This window comes from Stenotrophomonas sp. YJH_SMC_48-3 (assembly GCF_059369375.1).
Map to the genome: position 1 here is coordinate 118917 of NZ_JCAFSQ010000008.1, position 17958 is coordinate 136874.

Sequence of the window (17958 nt, forward strand, 5' to 3'; positions counted from 1 at the left end):
GCGAAGGCCCCGGCGAGCCGGGGCTTTAGCTAACCTCGTTTCGAAAACTCAGTGGTAGGTAGGTCCGCGAGTGGGCTTGGACACCGCGCCACGACGCTCTGAGATCATGTCGCTCAGCTGCACTTGATCACGCTCTACTAGGCTCTCCCTGACTCTCACTTCAGGTTTCAGAGTGTGGTCGTCGGCCGGTGGTTTTGGAGCCATGCATCGGTTGATCAGTTCGTCGGCGATTTCCAATGCGTGGATGATGTCCTCGATCCGCTCTTGCGTGTCTCGTGTCCGGTCTTGGGCAATCAAAGGGCATAGCACTCGACTAGCGATAGCCAGCTTTCTTTCTAACGGCATATGAAGCTCCTAACGTGGGGGAGCTCTCATAAAACCACCATTTGCGTTGATCGCAATAGTTGTGGCGTTTGTCAGTGCCAATGTTGGCCCGTTAGAGATACTCCTAGACGTTCCATGTAATTTTCCTGGCGCGGAGATCCGCTACCCCAGCAACTTCTTCAGTGCAGCGAGCTCAAGATTGAAGCTCAAGGATGACAGGCCCGCTGTTTTGAATTCAGGAGTGATCAGCCCATTGAGCTTTTCGGCAGGGGTGAATTCCCTGCTGTAGACCGGATGGTGCTCATCATCAAGCTCGTGGCCGACGATCTGGGCGCGCATTTCTGAGGCGACACCGAAGCCCTGCATCTGCTGGATGACCGTCTTACGCAGGGAATGGAAACCGCGTTTGGCCTTGGGCCAGGTCTTCCCATGCTCAGCAAGGTGGCGGGTAAATGCCTTGGAGATCCAGTTCCCCGCGCCATTGACGGCATTGGCCTTCGCTTGGGGGAAGAGGCGGCTTGAGGTGGGCAGGCTGGCAACATAGTCGCCGAAGCCCAGGGCCATCAGGTCAGCGTGGATTGGGACAGTCCGGATACTGGCCTCGCTCTTGAGGCGCTGGTGCTCGCCGTCGTCATTAATATGGATGTAGGCCACCCCTCCCTCCGTTTGCACATCGCTCACCAGCAGCTGCCCAACTTCAGAGGCACGGGCGCCCGTATACAGGCCCAACAACGCTGCCCAGCGCGCGGCAGGTGACAAGGTGGCAAAGGCCGATGGAGCAAAGAGGAGGCTGATCTGCTTCAGGTCGAAGGCCTTGAAGCCCAGCTTGCGCCGCTTACGCTTGGCGCTATTGCCGTATGAGACATGGCTTCGGGCCGGATTACTGTCTGTGTAGTAGCCAGCGGCAATCAACCAGTCGAAGAAGCCACCCAGATAGGACTGTTTGTTCACTCGGGTCGGGGTTGAGATGCCAGCGTCGGCGAGTGACTGGTAGAAGTTCGACAGGTCGATTCGGTTGATGCTCGGCAGGGGATAGTCAGGGCCGGTGACGCGCACGAACCCATCAATGGCCGACTTCTTGATGCTGTAGGTCTTGGGGATGGTGTCTGGGGCAATGGCTTTGAGCCAAAGATCGCGCGCTTCCATCAGCGACAGGACCTTGCTGGGCTGGGGCTTGGAGGGAACTGCCGGGGCGGCTGCCGCGCCGAAGAACGCAGGGTTGACCCGGCCAATGCTCTCGATAGCGCGAGTCAGCGCCTCGGTGTCTTCGCCTGGCTCCGCTTGGATACGCAGGGCGCCATTGGCGTCTCGTTCCAGGGTGTAGTCCTGGAGCCGTTGTCCCCGAAGCTCCTGGAGCCATTGCTCTGCCGTCTTCTCGCCCATGCCGTTCTTCCTGATGGCGCTGAAGACCTCAGCATAGCGGGCGGCCAGGACCAGGGCGCAAGCTTGGGCGCTGCGCATTTCGCGCGTTCGAAGGCTCCGCTTGAGAATTCGGCAGCCCAGAAGGGGCTGGAGGTCGACGGGCACGCGTTGGCGGAACGAAAAGCCCGCTGGCGTCTTGATCAAGTGATGGGGAACTCTCATCGGGATGTGTCCCGATTTGTGTCCTGCCCCTTGCTAGGCCCAGAAAAGCAAAACCCCTGATTTCTCAGGGGTTTGCAGAGTCTGGCGGAGAGAGGGGGATTCGAACCCCCGAAGCGCGGTTTAGACGCTTACACACTTTCCAGGCGTGCTCCTTCAACCACTCGGACACCTCTCCGGATCCCTGCCACCGGCAAACGCCTCAGCAGGGGCGCAGATTCTAGCGGGCGGCGCGGCCGGACACAAGCGCCCAGATCACGGACGCATCCGGGCGCATTGTTGGCGAGGGGGCTGGACAGGCATGGCACAATGGAACATCCGATGGAAAACGGTGGCCTGATGTCCTACCTCGTCCTTGCCCGCAAGTGGCGTCCGAAGCGTTTTGCCGAGCTGGTGGGCCAGGAACACGTGGTCCGTGCGCTCAGCAACGCGTTGGACAGCGGCCGTGTCCACCACGCGTTCCTGTTCACCGGTACCCGCGGCGTGGGCAAGACCACCATCGCGCGCATCTTCGCCAAGTCGCTGAACTGCGAGCAGGGCACCAGCGCCGACCCGTGCGGCCAGTGCGCGGCCTGCCTGGACATCGACGCCGGCCGCTACATCGACCTGCTGGAAATCGATGCCGCGTCCAACACCGGCGTGGATGACGTGCGCGAGGTGATCGAGAACGCGCAGTACATGCCGTCGCGCGGCAAGTACAAGGTCTACCTGATCGACGAAGTGCACATGCTGTCCAAGGCGGCGTTCAATGCGCTGCTGAAGACGCTGGAAGAACCGCCGGAGCACGTGAAGTTCCTGCTGGCCACCACCGACCCGCAGAAGCTGCCGGTCACCGTGCTCAGCCGCTGCCTGCAGTTCAACCTCAAGCGCCTGGACGAGGATCAGATCCAGGGCCAGATGACGCGCATCCTGGCGGCAGAAGAGATCGAGGCAGACGGCAGTGCCATCGTACAGCTGGCCAAGGCCGCTGACGGCAGCCTGCGCGACGGCCTGTCGCTGCTGGACCAGGCGATCGCCTATGCCGGCGGCGCGCTGCGCGAGGACGTGGTGCGCACCATGCTGGGCACGGTCGATCGCACCCAGGTGGCGGCGATGCTCGATGCGCTGGCCGAGGGCGATGGCCCGCGCCTGCTGCAGGTGGTGGCCGCGCTGGCCGAATTCTCACCGGACTGGAGTGGCGTGCTGGAAGCGCTGGCCGAAGGCCTGCACCGCATCCAGGTGCAGCAGCTGGTACCGGGTGCGGCCGCTGCCGAAGGCCTGGACGCCGTCGCATTCGCCGAGCGCCTGCGCCCGGAAGTGGTGCAGCTCTGGTACCAGATGGCCCTGAATGGCCGCCGCGACCTGCCGTTGGCGCCGAGCCCGCGCGCAGGTTTCGAAATGGCCGTGCTGCGGATGCTGGCATTCCGCCCGGCCGTAGCAGTCCCGCCGGTACCGAAGTCGGTGGATGGTGCAGGCAATGCGCCGGGTGGCAATGCGGCCGGTGGTGGCACCGGTGCGGGTACCCACGAAGCGATGCCGGCGACTGCCGCCGCTTCGGCAAGCCCGGCCGTGGTGGCGCAGGTGGCCGCTCCGGTGCAGGCCGCGCCGCGCGAACCTGAACCCGAACCCGAGCCGGCCCCGCAACCCGAGCCGGACCCGACGCCGGAGCCCGAGCCGGTTCCGGTGGAAGAGCCTGTGCAGCCGCCGCCGATGAAGGCCGAGGCCGCTCCACCGGCTGCTGAAGCGGAAGCGGGCGACGACCTGCCGCCGTGGGCCACCGACGAAACCGAGGCGCGTGACGAGGCGCTGGCGGCCGAGATGGCGGGGCCAGACGCCGCCATGGTCGCGCCCTGGCATGAGCCGCCGGCTCCCGTCGTGGCTCCCAGCGAGCCTGCACCGCCCGAGCGCCCGTTTCGCACTGAAGGCATTGCCATCGCGCCGGCCGAGCCCGCGCCAGTGCAGGGGACCGCGCCGCTGGAAGGTGTCAGCGACCTGGCCACGCCCGAGGACTGGCTGGATCTGGTGGCCAACAGCGGCCTCAGCGGCCCGTCGCGGCAGCTGGCGGCCAACGCTGCCTTCATCAGTTGCCAGCACGGGACCTTGAAACTGGGCCTTTCGCCCGGATTTGAGTACCTGCGCTCTGAGCGTGCGCTGGCCGCCCTGGGCGAGATGCTGGAGAAAGCCCTTGGCCAGGCCCCGAAGATCGTGGTCGAGACCGTGGAGATCGAGCACGTTCCGGCCGAGACCCTGCATCAGCGTGCCGACCGCCAGCGTAGTGAGCGGCAGCAGGTGGCAGAGGCTGTTTTCATGGACGATCCGGAGGTGCAGGTGCTGATCCAACAGCACGGTGCCCGGGTTGTTTCCGATTCCATCCGTTCTTTTGACGAGTAAGAGACTATGCGCGGCAACATCGCCCAACTGATGCAGCAGGCCCAGAAGATGCAGGAGAACCTGCAGAAGGCCCAGGAAGAAATCGCAAGGATCGAAGTGACCGGCAGTGCCGGTGGCGGCATGGTCAGCGTGACCCTGACCGGCGCCAAGGAATGCCGCAAGGTGCGCATCGACCCGTCGCTGACCAGCGACCCGGAGATGCTGGAAGACCTGATCGCCGCCGCCTTCAACGATGCTTCGAACAAGATCGATGCCGAGTCGAAGTCGAAGATGGGTTCGGCCACCGCTGGCATGCAGTTGCCGCCGGGCATGAAGCTGCCGTTCTGATTCTTGGCGGGGCGCCTGCTGCTGCAGGCGCCCGCTGCAACCCTCAGTCGAGCATGGCTCGACTCTACACGTAGCTGTCGAGCTTGCTCGACGCCATCAAAGCACACCGCCGTGTCCGCACCCCTGCTTGAACAATTGATCGACGCGCTGCGGGTGCTGCCTGGCGTGGGCCAGAAAACGGCGCAGCGCATGGCCTACCACCTGCTAGAGCGTGAGCGCGAAGGTGGCCAGCGCCTGGCCCAGACCTTGGCGCTGGCGGTGGAGCGCATCGGCCACTGTGCGCAGTGCCGCGATTTCAGCGAAACCGAGCTGTGCCCGACCTGTGCCAACGGCAGCCGCGAGCGCAGCCAGCTGTGCGTAGTCGAATCGCCGGCCGACCGCCTGGCCATCGAAAACGCCACCGGCTTCCGCGGTGTCTACTTCGTGCTGCAGGGGCGACTGTCGCCGCTCGATGGCGTCGGCCCGCGCGAACTGGGCCTGGAGCAGCTGGAGCGACGGCTGGCCGAAGGCGAGGTGCAGGAGCTGATCATCGCCACCAGCGCCACTGTCGAGGGCGAGGCCACCGCGCATTACCTGGCGCAGCTGGCGCGCGCACGCAAGGTACAGCCCAGCCGCCTGGCGCAGGGCCTGCCGCTGGGCGGCGAGCTCGAATACGTTGATCGTGGCACGCTGTCGCACGCGTTCGGTACGCGCAGCGAATTCCGCGATTGAGCAACGGCCGGACGTGGCCGGGCGTGGGCGGCCTACAATGCGGGAGACATCTCCGCCGAGGCCGACCATGAGCAACGAAACCCTTTTCAGCAAGATCATCCGTCGTGAGATCCCGGCCACCATCGTCTACGAGGATGACGAGGTGCTGGGCTTCAAGGACATCGCACCGCAGGCGCCGGTGCATGTGCTGTTCATCCCGAAGAACGAGATCATTCCGACCCTGGATGACCTGCAGCCCTCGCAGGCGCACCTGATCGGCAAACTGGCCCTGGCCGCTGCCGAGTACGCGCGCCGCGAGGGCTTCGCGCAGGACGGCTACCGCATCGTGATGAACTGCCGTGAGCATGCCGGGCAGACCGTGTTCCATATCCATATGCATCTGCTGGCGGGGGCACCGCTGGGGCATTTCGGTGCGCCTGGGCGTTGAAGCCCCCGTCCACGCCATGCGTGGATGAAAAAGGCCGCCCGAGGGCGGCCTTTCCGTCATGCCTGTGCGGTGGCGATCACCACCAGCCCCAGCGGCCATAGCCGCCCCAGTAAGGGCCCCACGGACCCGGACCCCACGGGCCATAGGGGTAGGGCACCACATCGACCTGGCGCTGTTCCGGCCACAGGTAGATGACATCGGCCGCCAGCTTCGGCAGGCGATAGTCGTACTCGCCGATGCGGGTGTTCTGGTAGCCGTCGATCTTGCCGATGAAGGTGACGTCACGACCGGCCTCGAACACCGCCGGGTCGTAGAAGCCGGCACGGCAGGCGATGAAGCGGCCGTCGCTGGCATCGGACGAGGTGGTGTTCGGGCGGCCACTGCCATTGAGCGGGCGCGAGATGATCTGGAAGCAGGTCTCGCCCTGGCCAGGCTTGGTTTCGATGATGCGACCGCCCCAACGGACCGGCGTGCCGACCTGCTGGGTAGCGACCGAGTCGCGAGGAGAGACCAGGCTGAACTGTCCCTGCAGCGGCTTCGGGGCCGTGGCGCAGGCCGACAGGGCCAGCGTGGCCACAGCGGTGAGGAGGAACTTGGTGTTCATGGGGAGGCTCCGGAAGTCGGGCGATGCCTGCGCAGGTCCCGCAATAATGAGGCGAGGTCGTTGCAAGTTCCAGCGTAGCGCGCGTCGGCGAAACGCTGGCTGAGCGCGAGCAGGGTGGGGTCGGGTCGCTGCCGGTGAACCCGCTGTGCCCAGTGCTGTGCGGTTTCGTGCGGTTCTCGGGCCAGGCCGAGGCGGGCGTAGCGTCGCCCGAGGCGATGCCAGGCGCGCAGCAGCGGGTCGCGTTCGCGCTCGCCGCGGGCCAGCAGCCAGGCCATCCACGCCAGTGCCAGCAGGGCGGCCACGACGAAGCCGGCGACCAGCTGCCCGGGACCCAGATCGTCCAGCCCGAAAGGCTTGAGCAGTTGCTGCTGGCGGCGCGCATCGAAGGACAGCACCAGATCGTTCCAGCCGCGGCGCAGCCAATCCCCCATCTGGCCCAGCTGCAGCCACCGCTGTCGCAGTGGTGTGTCCGTGCCGGCCTGCAGGCGGTCGTCCAGCGTGTCCAGGATGCGTTCCGGTGCCACGGCCGCCGTCGGGTCTACCCGTACCCAGCCGCGCTGCGGCAGCCACACCTCGGCCCAGGCGTGGGCATCCATCCGCCGCACCACCCAGTAGTCGCCGATGCGGTTGCGGGTGCCGCCGGCGAAACCGGTCACCACCCGCGCGGGTACACCCGCGTTGCGCATCAGCACCACGAAAGCCGAGCTGAAGTGTTCACAGAAGCCGGCCTTGTAGCCGAACAGGAACTCGTCGATCGGGTCGCGCCCCGCCGCCGGGGTATCCAGCGTGTACGAGAAATCCGTGGTGATCCACTGCAGCGCGCGGCGCACGATGGCCTCGTCATCACCGCCGGCGTCCTGTCGCCATTGCTGGGCCAGGGTGGCGGTGCGCGGGTTGAAGCCGGCCGGCAGCTGCAGCGTCGCGCGGCGCAGAAGGGGCGACAGCGTGCTGTCGAACTGCCGTGGAGGGGCCGAATGCAATCGCCAGCGGCTGAGCGAGGCCAGCGGGCGTTCGCTGCGCAGGCTCATGTCCGCATCCAGCATGCTGCCCGCAGGCGCACCGCTGGGCAGGTCCAGCGCCACAAGCTGGCGGCGGTCAGTCGGCTCGTAGTCGATCTGGTAATCCCAGCCCTGTGTACCGGCTTCAACCACCGCAGCAGGTCGCCGCGCGCTCGCAGGCTCGCGTGTCCAGCGCCGTCCATCGAAGGCGGTCAGTACAGGGCCGCGCCAGTAGCGCTGCGCCGGCTCGGGTGGGGCACCGAAGAACTGCACGCGCAACGCCGGGGTGTCGTCGGCCATCAGGTCCAGCCACTGGCCGGGTTCCATGCTGTCGGACAGCCCCGGTGTACCCACGGCGCGCTCGGGAACGCCCCACAGTGGCGTGGCAAGGCGCGGGAACAGCCAGAAGCAGGCCAATGCCAGCGGCAGGCCGATCGCCAGCAGGCGGCCGACACCACGCAGCTGCCCGCGCAACGGCAGGCGGCCAGCATGGCCTTCATCCTGGGCCAGGCGTTGCAGGGCGAGCAGTGCGCTGACCCCGGCCAGCGCGGCCAGTGCTGTTGTCAGCGGCCCCTGGTCGAGCAGGAATGCTGCAAAGGGCGAGAACAGCGCAAAGCCGAGCAGACTGCGGGCATCACGCAGGCTGCGCAGCTCGCTGGACTTGATCGCCAGCATCGCGGCCAGCAGCGCGCAACCGGTGTCGCGTCCTGGGCGCACCATGCCCATCTGCCAGACGATGGCGCCGAGCATGGCCAGCACCAGCAGCAGGCGCACCGGCATCGGCAGCACTGTCCGCCGCGACAGGGCGGCGGTGAAAATCGCCGCCAGCGCGATCACGCCCGCCAGCAGTGGCGGCAGCTGCAGCAGCAGCGGCAACAGAGCCAGCGCCGCGCTGGCCAGGGTCCAGTTGCGGGCGTTGCGGTCGAGCAGCTCCGGGGTCTCAGTCATGCGGCATCAGCGCCAGCGCGCGCAGGCACAGGTGGTGGTGGCTGGCGCCCTGTCCGGGCCCGAACGGCGGGTGTGCAGGTAGCAACAGGGTGTAGCGGCGGCCCTCGCGCTCGGCTACATCCACCCAGCGCGCCAATCGAGCGATGCGTGCTTCTTGGCCCAGCGGCGCCAATGCGCGCCAGTCGAGGACTACTTCGATGCCGACCGGTTTTTCGTACTCGCGCACCAGCAGGCTGTCGCGGCGTGCCGAGTGCTTCCAGGAAATGCTGCGCGGCGCATCGCCCGCCCGGTAGGGGCGCAGCTGATGCAGTTCCTCGCCGCTGGCGTGGGCACGGGTATGCAGCGGATCGCTGCCGCTCTCCGGCAGTGCAGGCGCCAAGGCTTCGGCCAGTGGGTAGACCAGCAGCGGCTGTTCCGGCCACACCCACGACCACGCCCGCACCAGGCCCAGGGGCTGGGTCGTGGACAGGCGGATACGTGGAAGCTCCAGCCAGCCCCGGCGTTCGCTGGGAACCTCCAGTTCCACTTCACCACGGCCGTGTGCAGGCAGCGAGGTCCAGGCCTGGCTGTCGCCCAGCTGGAGATGAAGGCCGTGCCGCGCACGCGGATCCCGCAGAGAGAGGTCCACGCGCAGGCGCAAGGGTTGCCCGGCCGGTACCGGCTCGGCGGAGATCGCGTCGATCTGTACGCCGGACAACTGGAGATGCGCGGCAATGGCACTGGCGATTGCCGCTGCCGCCAGCAGCAGGGCCAGCAGCAGGGCGGGATTGTTGTTGTAGTTCAGCGCGCCCAGCAGCATGGCTGCCAGCAGGATTGCAACGAACAGGCCGAAGCGGGTGGGCAGCACATAGATGCGATGGCGATCCAGTCGCTTCGGCAAGGCTTCGGGCCTGCGCGGCCGAGCCAGCAGCTGCATGCGTGCCCAGCGTGTGGCCACGTTCAATCCACCGCGACGGTCTGCAGGATCGCGCGTGCCAATGCCGGCCCCGAACTGGATTCGGCTTCCGCCACCAACCGGTGGCCGGCCACGGCGACGAACAGCGTCTGCACGTCCTCGGGCACCACATGCCCGCGACCCAGCAGCAGTGCATGTGCTCTGGCTGCACGCAGCAGCGCCAGGCCGGCACGCGGCGACAGGCCGACGCGCACGCCTGCGTGCTGGCGGCTGCGGGTCAGCAGGGCCTGCACATAGTCGATCAGCGCGTCGCTGGCATGCACCTGGTTCACCGCGTCGCGCAACGTGCGCACCTGGGTGTCATCCAGCTTCGGCACGGCCCGCGCGATCAGGTCGCGGCGGTCGCTGCCACGCAGCAGCTCGCGCTCGGCCTGGGCGCTGGGATAGCCCATCGCCAGCCGCAGCAGGAAGCGATCCAGCTGTGAATCCGGCAGCGGGAAGGTGCCTGACAGGTCCACCGGGTTCTGTGTGGCGATGACGAAGAAAGGGTCCGGCAGCGGGTGCGTCTGCCCGTCCAGGGTGACCTGCTGCTCGGCCATCGCTTCCAGCAACGCGCTCTGCGTGCGCGGGGGGGCGCGATTGATCTCGTCGGCCAGCAGTACGTGGGTGAATACCGGGCCTGGGTGGAACTGGAACTGGCGGCTGCCGGCTTCATACACCGACACGCCCAGCACATCGGCCGGCAACAGATCTGAGGTGAACTGCACGCGCTGGAAACTGAGGCCCAGGCTGCTGGCCAGCGCATGCGCCAGCGTGGTCTTGCCCAGGCCGGGCAGGTCTTCGATCAGCAGGTGGCCGCCGGACAGCAATGCGACGAAGGCCAGCCTGACTTCCGGCACCTTGCCCAGCACCAGTGCGTTGACCTGATCCTGTGCCTCCCGCAGGGCCTGACGCAATTGATCGGTTAGCATGCTGGGATTGGGGGACGAGGCTGGCATGATCGTCTCAGATCTGGAATCCACTCGATTATCCATAGAGCAATGCAAGGCGAACAGCGCGCACGGACGATATTTCTCTGGTTATGGACGCTGGTCACAGCGGCCAAGCTGATCGTTGCCGCGCGCCTGCCGCTGTTCGTCGACGAAGCGTTCTATTGGCAGGAAGGCCAGCATCTGGCCGCAGCCTATTCGGACCTGCCCGGGCTGACCGCGTGGCTGGCCCGGCTGGGCGTTGAGATCGGTGGCCATCACGTGCTCGCGTTGCGCCTGCCATTCCTGGCCATCGGTGCGCTGCTGCCGCTGCTGGTAGTGCGCACGGCCACGCGCTGGTTCGGCAACGTGGCCGGTTGGCAGGCGGGCAGCCTCACGCTGTTGATGCCGTTGTCGGCGACGCTGGGCCTGCTGGCGGTGCCGGACGTGCCGATGGCACTGGCGGCGGTGATCTGCCTGCATGCCGGCGCGCGCCTGCTGCACAACGTGGATGCCTCCTCGGCGATGAAGCTGGCGCTGGGCCTGTTGATCGGTGCGCTCAGCCATTACCGCTTCATCGGTGTCATCGGCGTGGGTTTCATTGCGCTGCTGGCATTGCCGCAGGGGAGGCGCATGCTGGCCGATCCGCGCGTATGGGTCGCGTTGGCGGTGGGCGTGCTGGCGTGGCTGCCACTGCTGGCGTGGAATGCGGACAACCACGATGCCGGGCTGAAATTCCAGGTGGTCGAGCGTCATCCCTGGGCCTTCGAATGGGGCGGGCTGTGGTTCCTGGTGATCCAGCCGATGCTGGTGACGCCGATCCTGTGCATGGCGATGTGGAAGGTAGCGCTGGCAGGAACCCGGAGCGGTGGCGGCGCGCGCGTGCAGTGGCGCTATTTCGGCCTGGTGGGCGGCGTATCCACGCTGGGCATTTTCGTGCTCGGCTTCTTTACTGACGTCGAGCGGATCAGTTTCCACTGGCCGCTGCCGGGTTACCTCGCACTGCTGGTGGCGGTGCCGGTGGTGCTCAACGGCTGGCCGCGCTGGCTGCGCCGCACCGGCTGGTGGTTGGCCGGTGCGGGCATGGTGCTGGCCTTCGGCTACTACCTGATGGCCTCCACGCCGGCACTGCGCGAGCAGATGGCCGGCAGCAAGTACTACCCGCGCAATTTCGCCGGCTGGCAACCCCTGGCGGTAGCGGTGCGCGAGGAGTTGCGGCAGATGCCGCAAGGGACACGCGTGCTGGCCGGCAACTTCAAGGTTGGCGCTGAACTGGGTTTCCAGCTGGGCAATGGCAACATCGAGGTGCTGCCGCATCCGCTCAATGACAAGCATGGCCGCACCGCACAGCTGGCACAGTGGGGCCTGCTGCATGAGGGCGAGCGCACGGCGCCGATGCTGCTGGTGCTGTCACCCAGCGACCAGCGCTATCGCGAACTGCTGGCGCGCTATCACGCCATCTGCGATCAGGTGGGCCCGCTGCCTGCGCCACGCGTGGTCAGCAGTGATCACGGATTCCAGCGCTTCCTGTTGTTCCGCCTGCCGGTGCAGCGCGCGCAAGGGCCGTGCGTGACGCCGGCGATGGCGTGGCTGGATGCGCCGTCCAACGGCGAGAAGGTGTCCGGCACGCTCGCGATCAAGGGCTGGGCGTTCAAGGATGGCGTCGGCCTGGCGCGGGTTGAAGTGCTGGTCGATGGCCGCTCCATCGGTGATGCCCGCTACGGGCGTGTGTTCGACGTGCGCCACACCTGGCCGGACAGTACTGATCCGCAGCATCCGGCGGTGGGCTTTGATGCCTCGCTGGATACCGCCACGCTCGCGCCGGGCAGGCATTGGCTGGGCCTGCGCCTGCACGGGCGCGACGGCAGCGTGGAGCAATGGCAGGAGCAAGCGTTCGAGGTCCGTTGAGGTCCGCTGGTCCTGTAGAGCCGAGCCGATGCTCCGCTGCTTCTGCTTCAGATGGCAGGCAGCCTCAAAAAAAACAGCCGGGCATGGGCTCGGCTCTACCGTTCACGGCACCGCGAAACCTGCCCTGCGCAGCAATCCGCATAGCGTGATCAGCGGCAGGCCGATCAGCGCGGTCGGGTCGCGGTTGTCGATGGCGTCGAACAGGCTGATGCCCAGGCCCTCGCATTTGAAGCTGCCGGCGCAGTCCAGCGGCTGTTCGGTGGCCACGTAGCGGGCGATCTCGTCCGGTTCCAGTGCACGGAAGCGGACCTCGGTCAGATCGGTGGCCGTGAATGATGCTCCATCACGGCTGAGGCAGACGGCGGTATGGAAGTGCACGGTCTGCCCGGACATCGCCGCCAGCTGTGCGCAGGCGGCCTCGACCGTACCCGGTTTGCCCAGTGGCTGGCCGTTCAGGTCCGCGACCTGGTCCGAGCCGATCACCCACGCGCCGGGATGCCGGCACGCCACCTCGACCGCCTTGGTGGCGGCCAGGCGGGTGGCCAGGGCCAATGGCGCTTCGTTGTTCAACGGGGTTTCATCCACCTCAGGGCGCGCGCAGTCGAAGGGCAGGCCCAGCCGCTGCAGCAGTTCACGGCGGTAGCGGGACGTGGAGGCCAGGACCAGTGACATGCGACAATACCGGGGCAGGGCGAAGCAGTCTGGCCCGTCTGCAGCGCCAGCGGCAAGTCCTGTATGGCGGGCATTTGACAGCCGCCGCTCCGATCCTTAGTATTCAGCGGCTTATGTCCGCGAACGTGCCCGAAACGCTGGATGCCTGGCGGATGGTTGTAGCGCGAAGGCGCTTCGACGGTCAGGTCTCCCTGGCTGAATTGACCCGCCTGCAGGGGTTGGTCGCAGATACCGACGGCGAGTGCGTCTACTCGCTTGAATTCGGTCGCGACGACGTCTTGCGGGTATCCTATGTGGAACTGACCATCGACACCGCGTTGCCGCTGACCTGTCAGCGCAGCATGCAGCGATTCCTGTTGCCGGTGAAGGTGACCCAGAGGCTTGGCCTGATCCGCGACGAGGACGAGGAATCGTCCCTGCCGGAGGAATACGAGGCGTTGCTGGTGCCGGAAAATGGCCAGCTGAAGCCGCTGGATCTGGTCGAGGACGAGCTGGTGCTGGCGGTGCCGGTGGTACCGCTGTCGCCCGACGGTGAAGCAGTCGACAAGGACTGGGCGCCGAGCGAAGAAGAAACAAAGAAGGCCAACCCGTTTGCGGCGTTGGCGGCATTGAAGAAACAATAGCAGCCGGTTGTCGTCGGCGGCTGCGGCGAAAGCGAAAAGTGTGCTGGGCGCTGGCGTCCTGTGCGACGAAACGACGAAGCAAAACGAACCGAGTTTGGAGCAATCCCATGGCTGTCCAGAAATCCCGTGTTACCCCGTCCCGCCGCGGCCAGCGCCGTTCGCATGACGCCCTGAGCGCCAAGCAGCTGTCGACCGACCCGACCACCGGCGAAGTGCATCTGCGTCACCACATCACTGCCGATGGTTTCTACCGCGGCAAGAAGGTCATCCAGACCAAGACCTCGGCCGTCGAAGAAGATTGATGTGCCGGGAAGGCCGCTGCCTCCGGGCAGCGGCCTTTGCCTTCTTTCCCGGGCGTGCCGGTGATCGGCGGCCCGCGCAACAGGAAACATGATGAGCAAGCGGATCTACTCGAGGATCGCGGGCACCGGCAGCTATTTGCCGGAAAAAGTCCTGACCAACGCCGACCTGGAAAAAATGGTCGAAACCTCGGACGAGTGGATCCAGTCGCGCACCGGCATTCGTGAACGGCACATCGCGGCCGAAGGCGAAACCACCAGCGACCTTGGCTACAACGCCGCCCTGCGCGCGCTGGAAGCCGCAGGCATCGACGCTTCGCAGCTCGACATGATAGTGGTCGGTACGACCACGCCTGACCTTATTTTCCCGTCCACCGCGTGCCTGATCCAGGCCAAGCTCGGTGTGGCCGGGTGCCCCGCCTTCGACGTCAACGCAGCCTGCTCGGGCTTCGTGTTCGCGCTGGGCGTGGCCGATAAATTCATCCGTTCCGGTGACTGCAAGCACGTGCTGGTGATCGGCACCGAAACGCTGACCCGCATGGTCGACTGGAACGATCGCACCACCTGCGTACTGTTCGGCGATGGTGCTGGCGCCGTCGTGCTCAAGGCCGACGAAGAGACCGGCATCCTCAGCACCCACCTGCATGCCGACGGCAGCAAGAAGGAGCTGTTGTGGAACCCGGTCGGCGTCTCGAGCGGTTTCAAGGACGGCGCCAACGGTGGCGGCACCATCAACATGAAGGGCAACGACGTGTTCAAGTACGCCGTCAAGGCGCTGGACTCGGTCGTGGACGAGACCCTGGCCGCCAACGGCCTGGACAAGTCCGACCTGGATTGGCTGATTCCGCACCAAGCCAACCTGCGCATCATCGAAGCCACCGCCAAGCGCCTGGAGATGTCGATGGACCAGGTGGTGGTGACTGTCGACAAGCATGGCAATACCTCGTCCGGCTCGGTGCCGCTGGCGCTCGACGCCGCCGTGCGTTCGGGCAAGGTCGAGCGCGGCCAGCTGCTGCTGCTGGAGGCCTTCGGTGGTGGCTTCACGTGGGGTTCGGCTCTGTTGCGCTATTGATAGTGCAAGTTACGACAATGTGAAGCTTTGTCGTTGCGGCCCTCCGGGGCCGTAACGCGTTTAAGGAGGACCTGTCATGGTTGAGCCCATCGTCATCGAAGGGCAACGTGCCTGGCTGAAGCAGTACGGCAAGGGAAGCCGGGCGCTGGCCCTTGGCCTGCTCAATTTTGTTGCCCGTCGTTTCCACCTCGATGCCCTTCGTCCTCCTCCGCACCGTGGCGGCGACGCCGCACGCGAAACCGAGGCCCGCCGCCTTGCAGAACTGCAGGCGCAGGGTGTGAACGTGCCTGACGTGCTGGGCACCGGCCATGCCGCGCTGGTAATCGGCGACAACGGCAGCTCGTTCAATACCTGCCTGCGCCAGGCCGACGAGGCCGGTCGTGATCGGCTGGTCATGGCGGCGATGCAGGCCATTGCCGAAGCGCATGCGCGCGGCGCCTATTTCGGCCAGCCGTTGCCGCGCAACCTCACCTGGGATGGCGACAAGGTCGGTTTCATCGACTTCGAGGAAGATCCACTGGAAGTGATGGACCTGTCCGAAGCCCAGGCCCGCGACTGGCTGATGTTCGGCTATGGCGTGGCCAAGTACTATGCCGACCGCCCCGAGCACCTGCAGGCGATGATGGCCGAGGCGATGGGCGGTGCCCAGGCACCGGTGCGCGAGCACGTGCATGCGGTCAGTGGCCGCCTGCGCAGCCTGGCCAGGGTCTGCATGAAGCTGGGCCGGTCAGCGCGCGCGCTGGCCCATTCGATCTTCATCACCCACGGTGCCAGCACTGCTGGCGTGCTGATGCTGGTGGGCCTGTGCGTAGATTTCCTCGCCGACGGCGATCTGGACGTCCTGCAGCTGTTCTGCTGATCGTCGGCCGGGGTCAGATCCCATTTCCGGTGGAAAAGGGATCTGACCCTGTCATTGCTCCATACGCCTGCATACGCGCACGTACAGACGACACAGCGGATTCCCCCTTATCATGGCCCGCTTCGATTGCAACAAGCGGATGACCGCGTGACCGTATCCACCCTCGCTTTTGTCTTCCCCGGCCAGGGCTCGCAGTCTGTGGGCATGCTGGCCGAGCTGGCCGAACTGCACCCGCAGGTGCGTGAAGCCTTCACCGAGGCATCCGATGGTGCCGGTGTCGACCTGTGGGCGTTGTCCCAGGGCGGCCCGGAGGAAATGCTCAACCGTACCGAATACACCCAGCCGGCCCTGCTGGCCGCCAGCATCGGCGTGTGGCGCGCCTGGAACGCCGTGGGCGGCCCGCGCCCGTCGGTGCTGTCCGGCCACAGCCTGGGCGAGTACACCGCCCTGGTCGCCGCCGGCGCGCTGAGCCTGCATGACGGTGCGCACCTGGTGCGCCTGCGTGGCCAGCTGATGCAGGAAGCGGCACCGGCCGGTGTCGGGGCCATGGCCGCCGTGCTCGGTGCCGAAGACCAGCTGGTGCTGGACGTCTGCGCCGAAGCCGCAGGCAGCCAGGTGGTGGTGCCGGCCAACTTCAATTCGCCGGGCCAGATCGTGATCGGTGGCGACGCCGATGCGGTCGACCGTGCACTGGCGCTGCTGGCCGAGAAGGGCGTGCGCAAGGCGGTCAAGCTGGCCGTCAGCGTGCCCTCGCACACCCCGCTCATGCGCGAAGCCGCCAACCGCCTGGCCGAAGTGATGGCCGGCCTGTCCTGGCAGGCGCCGCAGCTGCCGGTGGTGCAGAACGTCGATGCCCAGGTGCACGACGGCATGGACGCCATCCGCACCGCGCTGGTCCAGCAGCTGTACCAGCCGGTGCAGTGGACCGGTTGCGTGCAGGCGCTGGCCGCCCGCGGCATCACCCAGATCGCCGAGTGCGGCCCAGGCAAGGTGCTGACCGGCCTGGTCAAGCGCATCGACAAGGCCATCGACGGCCGTCCGCTGGCCACGCCGGGCGACTTCGAAGCCGCCCGCGAGGCATGGTCGGCCTGACCTTCCCTGTTCCTGCCGGCCGTACCGGTGGCCGCTGCAAGCGGCACGGTGCGGCGGCCGCTCCCGTCTGAGGAAAACATCATGAGCAAGCCCCTGCAGGGTGAAATCGCACTGGTCACCGGTGCCAGCCGTGGCATTGGCGCCGCCATCGCCGATCTGCTGGCCGCCCAGGGCGCCACCGTCATCGGCACCGCCACCACCGAATCCGGCGCTGCCGCGATCGGCGAACGCCTGGCTGCCCACGGCGGTCACGGCCGCGCGCTGAACGTCACCGATGCCGCCGCGCTGGACAGCGTGCTCGATGGCATCGCCAAGGAATTCGGCCCGATCTCGATCCTGGTCAACAATGCCGGCATCACCCGCGACAACCTGCTGATGCGCATGAAGGACGAGGACTGGGCGTCGATCATCGACACCAACCTGACCAGCGTGTTCCGCACCAGCAAGGCGGTGATGCGCGGCATGATGAAGGCACGCAAGGGCCGCATCATCAACATCGCATCGGTGGTGGGCGTGACCGGCAACGCCGGCCAGGCCAACTACGCCGCGGCCAAGGCCGGCATCATCGGCTTCAGCAAGTCGCTGGCCAAGGAAATCGGTTCGCGCGGCGTCACCGTCAATGTTGTCGCACCTGGCTTCATCGACACCGACATGACCAAGGCGTTGCCGGAAGAAGCGCGCACCGCGCTGATCAACGACATCGCCCTCGAACGCCTGGGATCGCCGGAAGACATCGCCCATGCGGTGGCCTTCCTGGCCAGCCCGGCTGCCGGTTACATCACCGGCGAAACCCTCCATGTGAACGGCGGCATGTACATGCCGTAAGCAAGGGGCGCAGGGATTGCGCCGCAAGTGGTTGATCTGCGGGGGTTTTTGCTGCAATGCAAGGCCGCGCCGGTTTCCACTACACTATCCCACGGCCATCGCCCTTGATGGCGACCACTTTTGAACCACAACTCCATCTGGAGCGAGATCCCATGAGCACCATCGAAGAACGCGTCAAGAAAATCGTCGTCGAACAGCTTGGCGTCAAGGAAGAAGAAGTCACCAACAGCGCATCGTTCGTCGATGACCTGGGCGCTGACTCGCTGGACACCGTCGAGCTGGTGATGGCCCTGGAAGAAGAATTCGAGTGCGAGATCCCGGACGAAGAAGCCGAGAAGATCAGCACCGTGCAGGCCGCCATCGACTACATCAAGGCCCACGTCAAGGCCTGATGTCAGACGGCAGTGCGCGCGCGGGCTCACGCTCGCCGCGCACCGCACCCCATGGGGCCGCAG

Annotated in this window: 18 protein-coding genes and 1 tRNA gene; 12 read left to right on the forward strand and 7 right to left on the reverse strand. The window is 66.3% G+C overall.

The features are described from left to right. Positions 1-486 precede the first annotated feature (486 nt). Together AC5P65_RS13965 and AC5P65_RS13970 are read right to left on the reverse strand one after the other, a co-directional pair. Positions 487-1908, reverse strand: coding sequence for a DUF6538 domain-containing protein (locus AC5P65_RS13965; protein ID WP_495215674.1), 1422 nt, complete (start codon positions 1906-1908; stop codon positions 487-489). Between the two features lie 82 nt (positions 1909-1990). Next, positions 1991-2083 (reverse strand) — tRNA-Ser (locus tag AC5P65_RS13970). Between the two features lie 143 nt (positions 2084-2226). On the opposite strand from AC5P65_RS13970, the gene dnaX reads away from it, so the two are divergent. The 4 genes from dnaX (at position 2227) to AC5P65_RS13990 (ending at position 5740) form a co-directional block, all read left to right on the forward strand. Beyond that, on the forward strand, positions 2227-4275 hold the full coding sequence (dnaX, locus tag AC5P65_RS13975) for a DNA polymerase III subunit gamma/tau (RefSeq protein WP_111098586.1): 2049 nt from the start codon (positions 2227-2229) through the stop codon (positions 4273-4275). Between the two features lie 6 nt (positions 4276-4281). Beyond that, positions 4282-4602: a YbaB/EbfC family nucleoid-associated protein gene (locus AC5P65_RS13980; protein ID WP_019659509.1), complete on the forward strand. Its 321-nt coding sequence runs from the start codon at positions 4282-4284 to the stop codon at positions 4600-4602. Between the two features lie 111 nt (positions 4603-4713). Next, positions 4714-5313, forward strand: a complete 600-nt coding sequence (gene recR, locus AC5P65_RS13985) for a recombination mediator RecR (RefSeq protein WP_058979448.1) — start codon at positions 4714-4716, stop codon at positions 5311-5313. Positions 5314-5380: 67 nt separating this feature from the next. Next, positions 5381-5740: a histidine triad nucleotide-binding protein gene (locus AC5P65_RS13990; RefSeq protein WP_005408300.1), complete on the forward strand. Its 360-nt coding sequence runs from the start codon at positions 5381-5383 to the stop codon at positions 5738-5740. A 76-nt stretch (positions 5741-5816) separates the two neighbouring features. Here AC5P65_RS13990 and AC5P65_RS13995 read toward each other — a convergent pair whose 3' ends face one another. The 4 genes from AC5P65_RS13995 to AC5P65_RS14010 are packed head-to-tail and all read right to left on the reverse strand — an operon-like array spanning position 5817 to position 10183. Beyond that, positions 5817-6344, reverse strand: a complete 528-nt coding sequence (locus tag AC5P65_RS13995; RefSeq protein ID WP_019659507.1) for a Slp family lipoprotein — start codon at positions 6342-6344, stop codon at positions 5817-5819. Further along, positions 6341-8290, reverse strand: a complete 1950-nt coding sequence (locus tag AC5P65_RS14000) for a transglutaminase TgpA family protein (protein WP_021202629.1) — start codon at positions 8288-8290, stop codon at positions 6341-6343. Before AC5P65_RS14000 ends, AC5P65_RS13995 begins: the two co-directional genes overlap by 4 nt. After that, positions 8283-9206: a DUF58 domain-containing protein gene (locus AC5P65_RS14005; RefSeq protein WP_032955142.1), complete on the reverse strand. Its 924-nt coding sequence runs from the start codon at positions 9204-9206 to the stop codon at positions 8283-8285. Before AC5P65_RS14005 ends, AC5P65_RS14000 begins: the two co-directional genes overlap by 8 nt. Before the next feature lie 23 nt (positions 9207-9229). Next, positions 9230-10183: an AAA family ATPase gene (locus AC5P65_RS14010; RefSeq protein WP_021202627.1), complete on the reverse strand. Its 954-nt coding sequence runs from the start codon at positions 10181-10183 to the stop codon at positions 9230-9232. Between the two features lie 42 nt (positions 10184-10225). Between AC5P65_RS14010 and AC5P65_RS14015 the strand changes: the two genes are divergently transcribed. Continuing rightward, on the forward strand, positions 10226-12061 hold the full coding sequence (locus AC5P65_RS14015; RefSeq protein WP_019659503.1) for a glycosyltransferase family 39 protein: 1836 nt from the start codon (positions 10226-10228) through the stop codon (positions 12059-12061). Between the two features lie 102 nt (positions 12062-12163). On the opposite strand, the gene AC5P65_RS14020 is transcribed toward AC5P65_RS14015, so the two are convergent. Continuing rightward, positions 12164-12733, reverse strand: coding sequence for a Maf family protein (locus tag AC5P65_RS14020; RefSeq protein WP_019659502.1), 570 nt, complete (start codon positions 12731-12733; stop codon positions 12164-12166). A gap of 113 nt (positions 12734-12846) precedes the next feature. Here AC5P65_RS14020 and AC5P65_RS14025 point away from each other — a divergent pair, with 113 nt between their 5' ends. From AC5P65_RS14025 to acpP, 7 genes are all read left to right on the forward strand, one after another. Then, a complete protein-coding gene (locus tag AC5P65_RS14025; protein ID WP_111098583.1) occupies positions 12847-13356 on the forward strand; it encodes a YceD family protein in 510 nt (169 codons plus the stop codon). 107 nt (positions 13357-13463) lie between these two features. Then, positions 13464-13658 carry a 50S ribosomal protein L32 gene (gene rpmF / locus AC5P65_RS14030; RefSeq protein WP_005408308.1) on the forward strand — a complete coding sequence of 65 codons (195 nt, stop codon included), beginning with the start codon at positions 13464-13466 and terminating at the stop codon, positions 13656-13658. Positions 13659-13749: 91 nt separating this feature from the next. Continuing rightward, positions 13750-14727 (forward strand): beta-ketoacyl-ACP synthase III, encoded by a 978-nt coding sequence (locus tag AC5P65_RS14035; protein ID WP_019659500.1) that lies wholly within the window; start codon positions 13750-13752, stop codon positions 14725-14727. Between the two features lie 76 nt (positions 14728-14803). Then, entirely contained in the window at positions 14804-15586 is a 783-nt protein-coding gene (locus AC5P65_RS14040) for a BUD32 family EKC/KEOPS complex subunit (protein WP_019659499.1), read from the forward strand. A 147-nt stretch (positions 15587-15733) separates the two neighbouring features. Beyond that, a complete protein-coding gene (gene fabD, locus AC5P65_RS14045) occupies positions 15734-16678 on the forward strand; it encodes an ACP S-malonyltransferase (RefSeq protein WP_111098582.1) in 945 nt (314 codons plus the stop codon). 81 nt (positions 16679-16759) lie between these two features. After that, positions 16760-17503: a 3-oxoacyl-ACP reductase FabG gene (fabG, locus tag AC5P65_RS14050; RefSeq protein ID WP_005408312.1), complete on the forward strand. Its 744-nt coding sequence runs from the start codon at positions 16760-16762 to the stop codon at positions 17501-17503. Between the two features lie 152 nt (positions 17504-17655). Continuing rightward, positions 17656-17895, forward strand: a complete 240-nt coding sequence (gene acpP / locus AC5P65_RS14055; protein WP_005415509.1) for an acyl carrier protein — start codon at positions 17656-17658, stop codon at positions 17893-17895. Positions 17896-17958 lie beyond the last annotated feature (63 nt).

Bases quoted from the DNA above. Each gene is read 5' to 3' on its own strand.
- AC5P65_RS13965 (WP_495215674.1), bottom strand. From the start codon at position 1,908: ATGAGAGTTCCCCATCACTTGATCAAGACGCCAGCGGGCTTTTCGTTC.
- dnaX (WP_111098586.1), top strand. From the start codon at position 2,227: ATGGAAAACGGTGGCCTGATGTCCTACCTCGTCCTTGCCCGCAAGTGG.
- AC5P65_RS13980 (WP_019659509.1), top strand. From the start codon at position 4,282: ATGCGCGGCAACATCGCCCAACTGATGCAGCAGGCCCAGAAGATGCAG.
- AC5P65_RS13990 (WP_005408300.1), top strand. From the start codon at position 5,381: ATGAGCAACGAAACCCTTTTCAGCAAGATCATCCGTCGTGAGATCCCG.
- AC5P65_RS13995 (WP_019659507.1), bottom strand. From the start codon at position 6,344: ATGAACACCAAGTTCCTCCTCACCGCTGTGGCCACGCTGGCCCTGTCG.
- AC5P65_RS14000 (WP_021202629.1), bottom strand. From the start codon at position 8,290: ATGACTGAGACCCCGGAGCTGCTCGACCGCAACGCCCGCAACTGGACC.
- AC5P65_RS14005 (WP_032955142.1), bottom strand. From the start codon at position 9,206: ATGCAGCTGCTGGCTCGGCCGCGCAGGCCCGAAGCCTTGCCGAAGCGA.
- AC5P65_RS14010 (WP_021202627.1), bottom strand. From the start codon at position 10,183: ATGCCAGCCTCGTCCCCCAATCCCAGCATGCTAACCGATCAATTGCGT.
- AC5P65_RS14015 (WP_019659503.1), top strand. From the start codon at position 10,226: ATGCAAGGCGAACAGCGCGCACGGACGATATTTCTCTGGTTATGGACG.
- AC5P65_RS14020 (WP_019659502.1), bottom strand. From the start codon at position 12,733: ATGTCACTGGTCCTGGCCTCCACGTCCCGCTACCGCCGTGAACTGCTG.
- AC5P65_RS14025 (WP_111098583.1), top strand. From the start codon at position 12,847: ATGTCCGCGAACGTGCCCGAAACGCTGGATGCCTGGCGGATGGTTGTA.
- rpmF (WP_005408308.1), top strand. From the start codon at position 13,464: ATGGCTGTCCAGAAATCCCGTGTTACCCCGTCCCGCCGCGGCCAGCGC.
- AC5P65_RS14035 (WP_019659500.1), top strand. From the start codon at position 13,750: ATGAGCAAGCGGATCTACTCGAGGATCGCGGGCACCGGCAGCTATTTG.
- AC5P65_RS14040 (WP_019659499.1), top strand. From the start codon at position 14,804: ATGGTTGAGCCCATCGTCATCGAAGGGCAACGTGCCTGGCTGAAGCAG.
- fabG (WP_005408312.1), top strand. From the start codon at position 16,760: ATGAGCAAGCCCCTGCAGGGTGAAATCGCACTGGTCACCGGTGCCAGC.
- acpP (WP_005415509.1), top strand. From the start codon at position 17,656: ATGAGCACCATCGAAGAACGCGTCAAGAAAATCGTCGTCGAACAGCTT.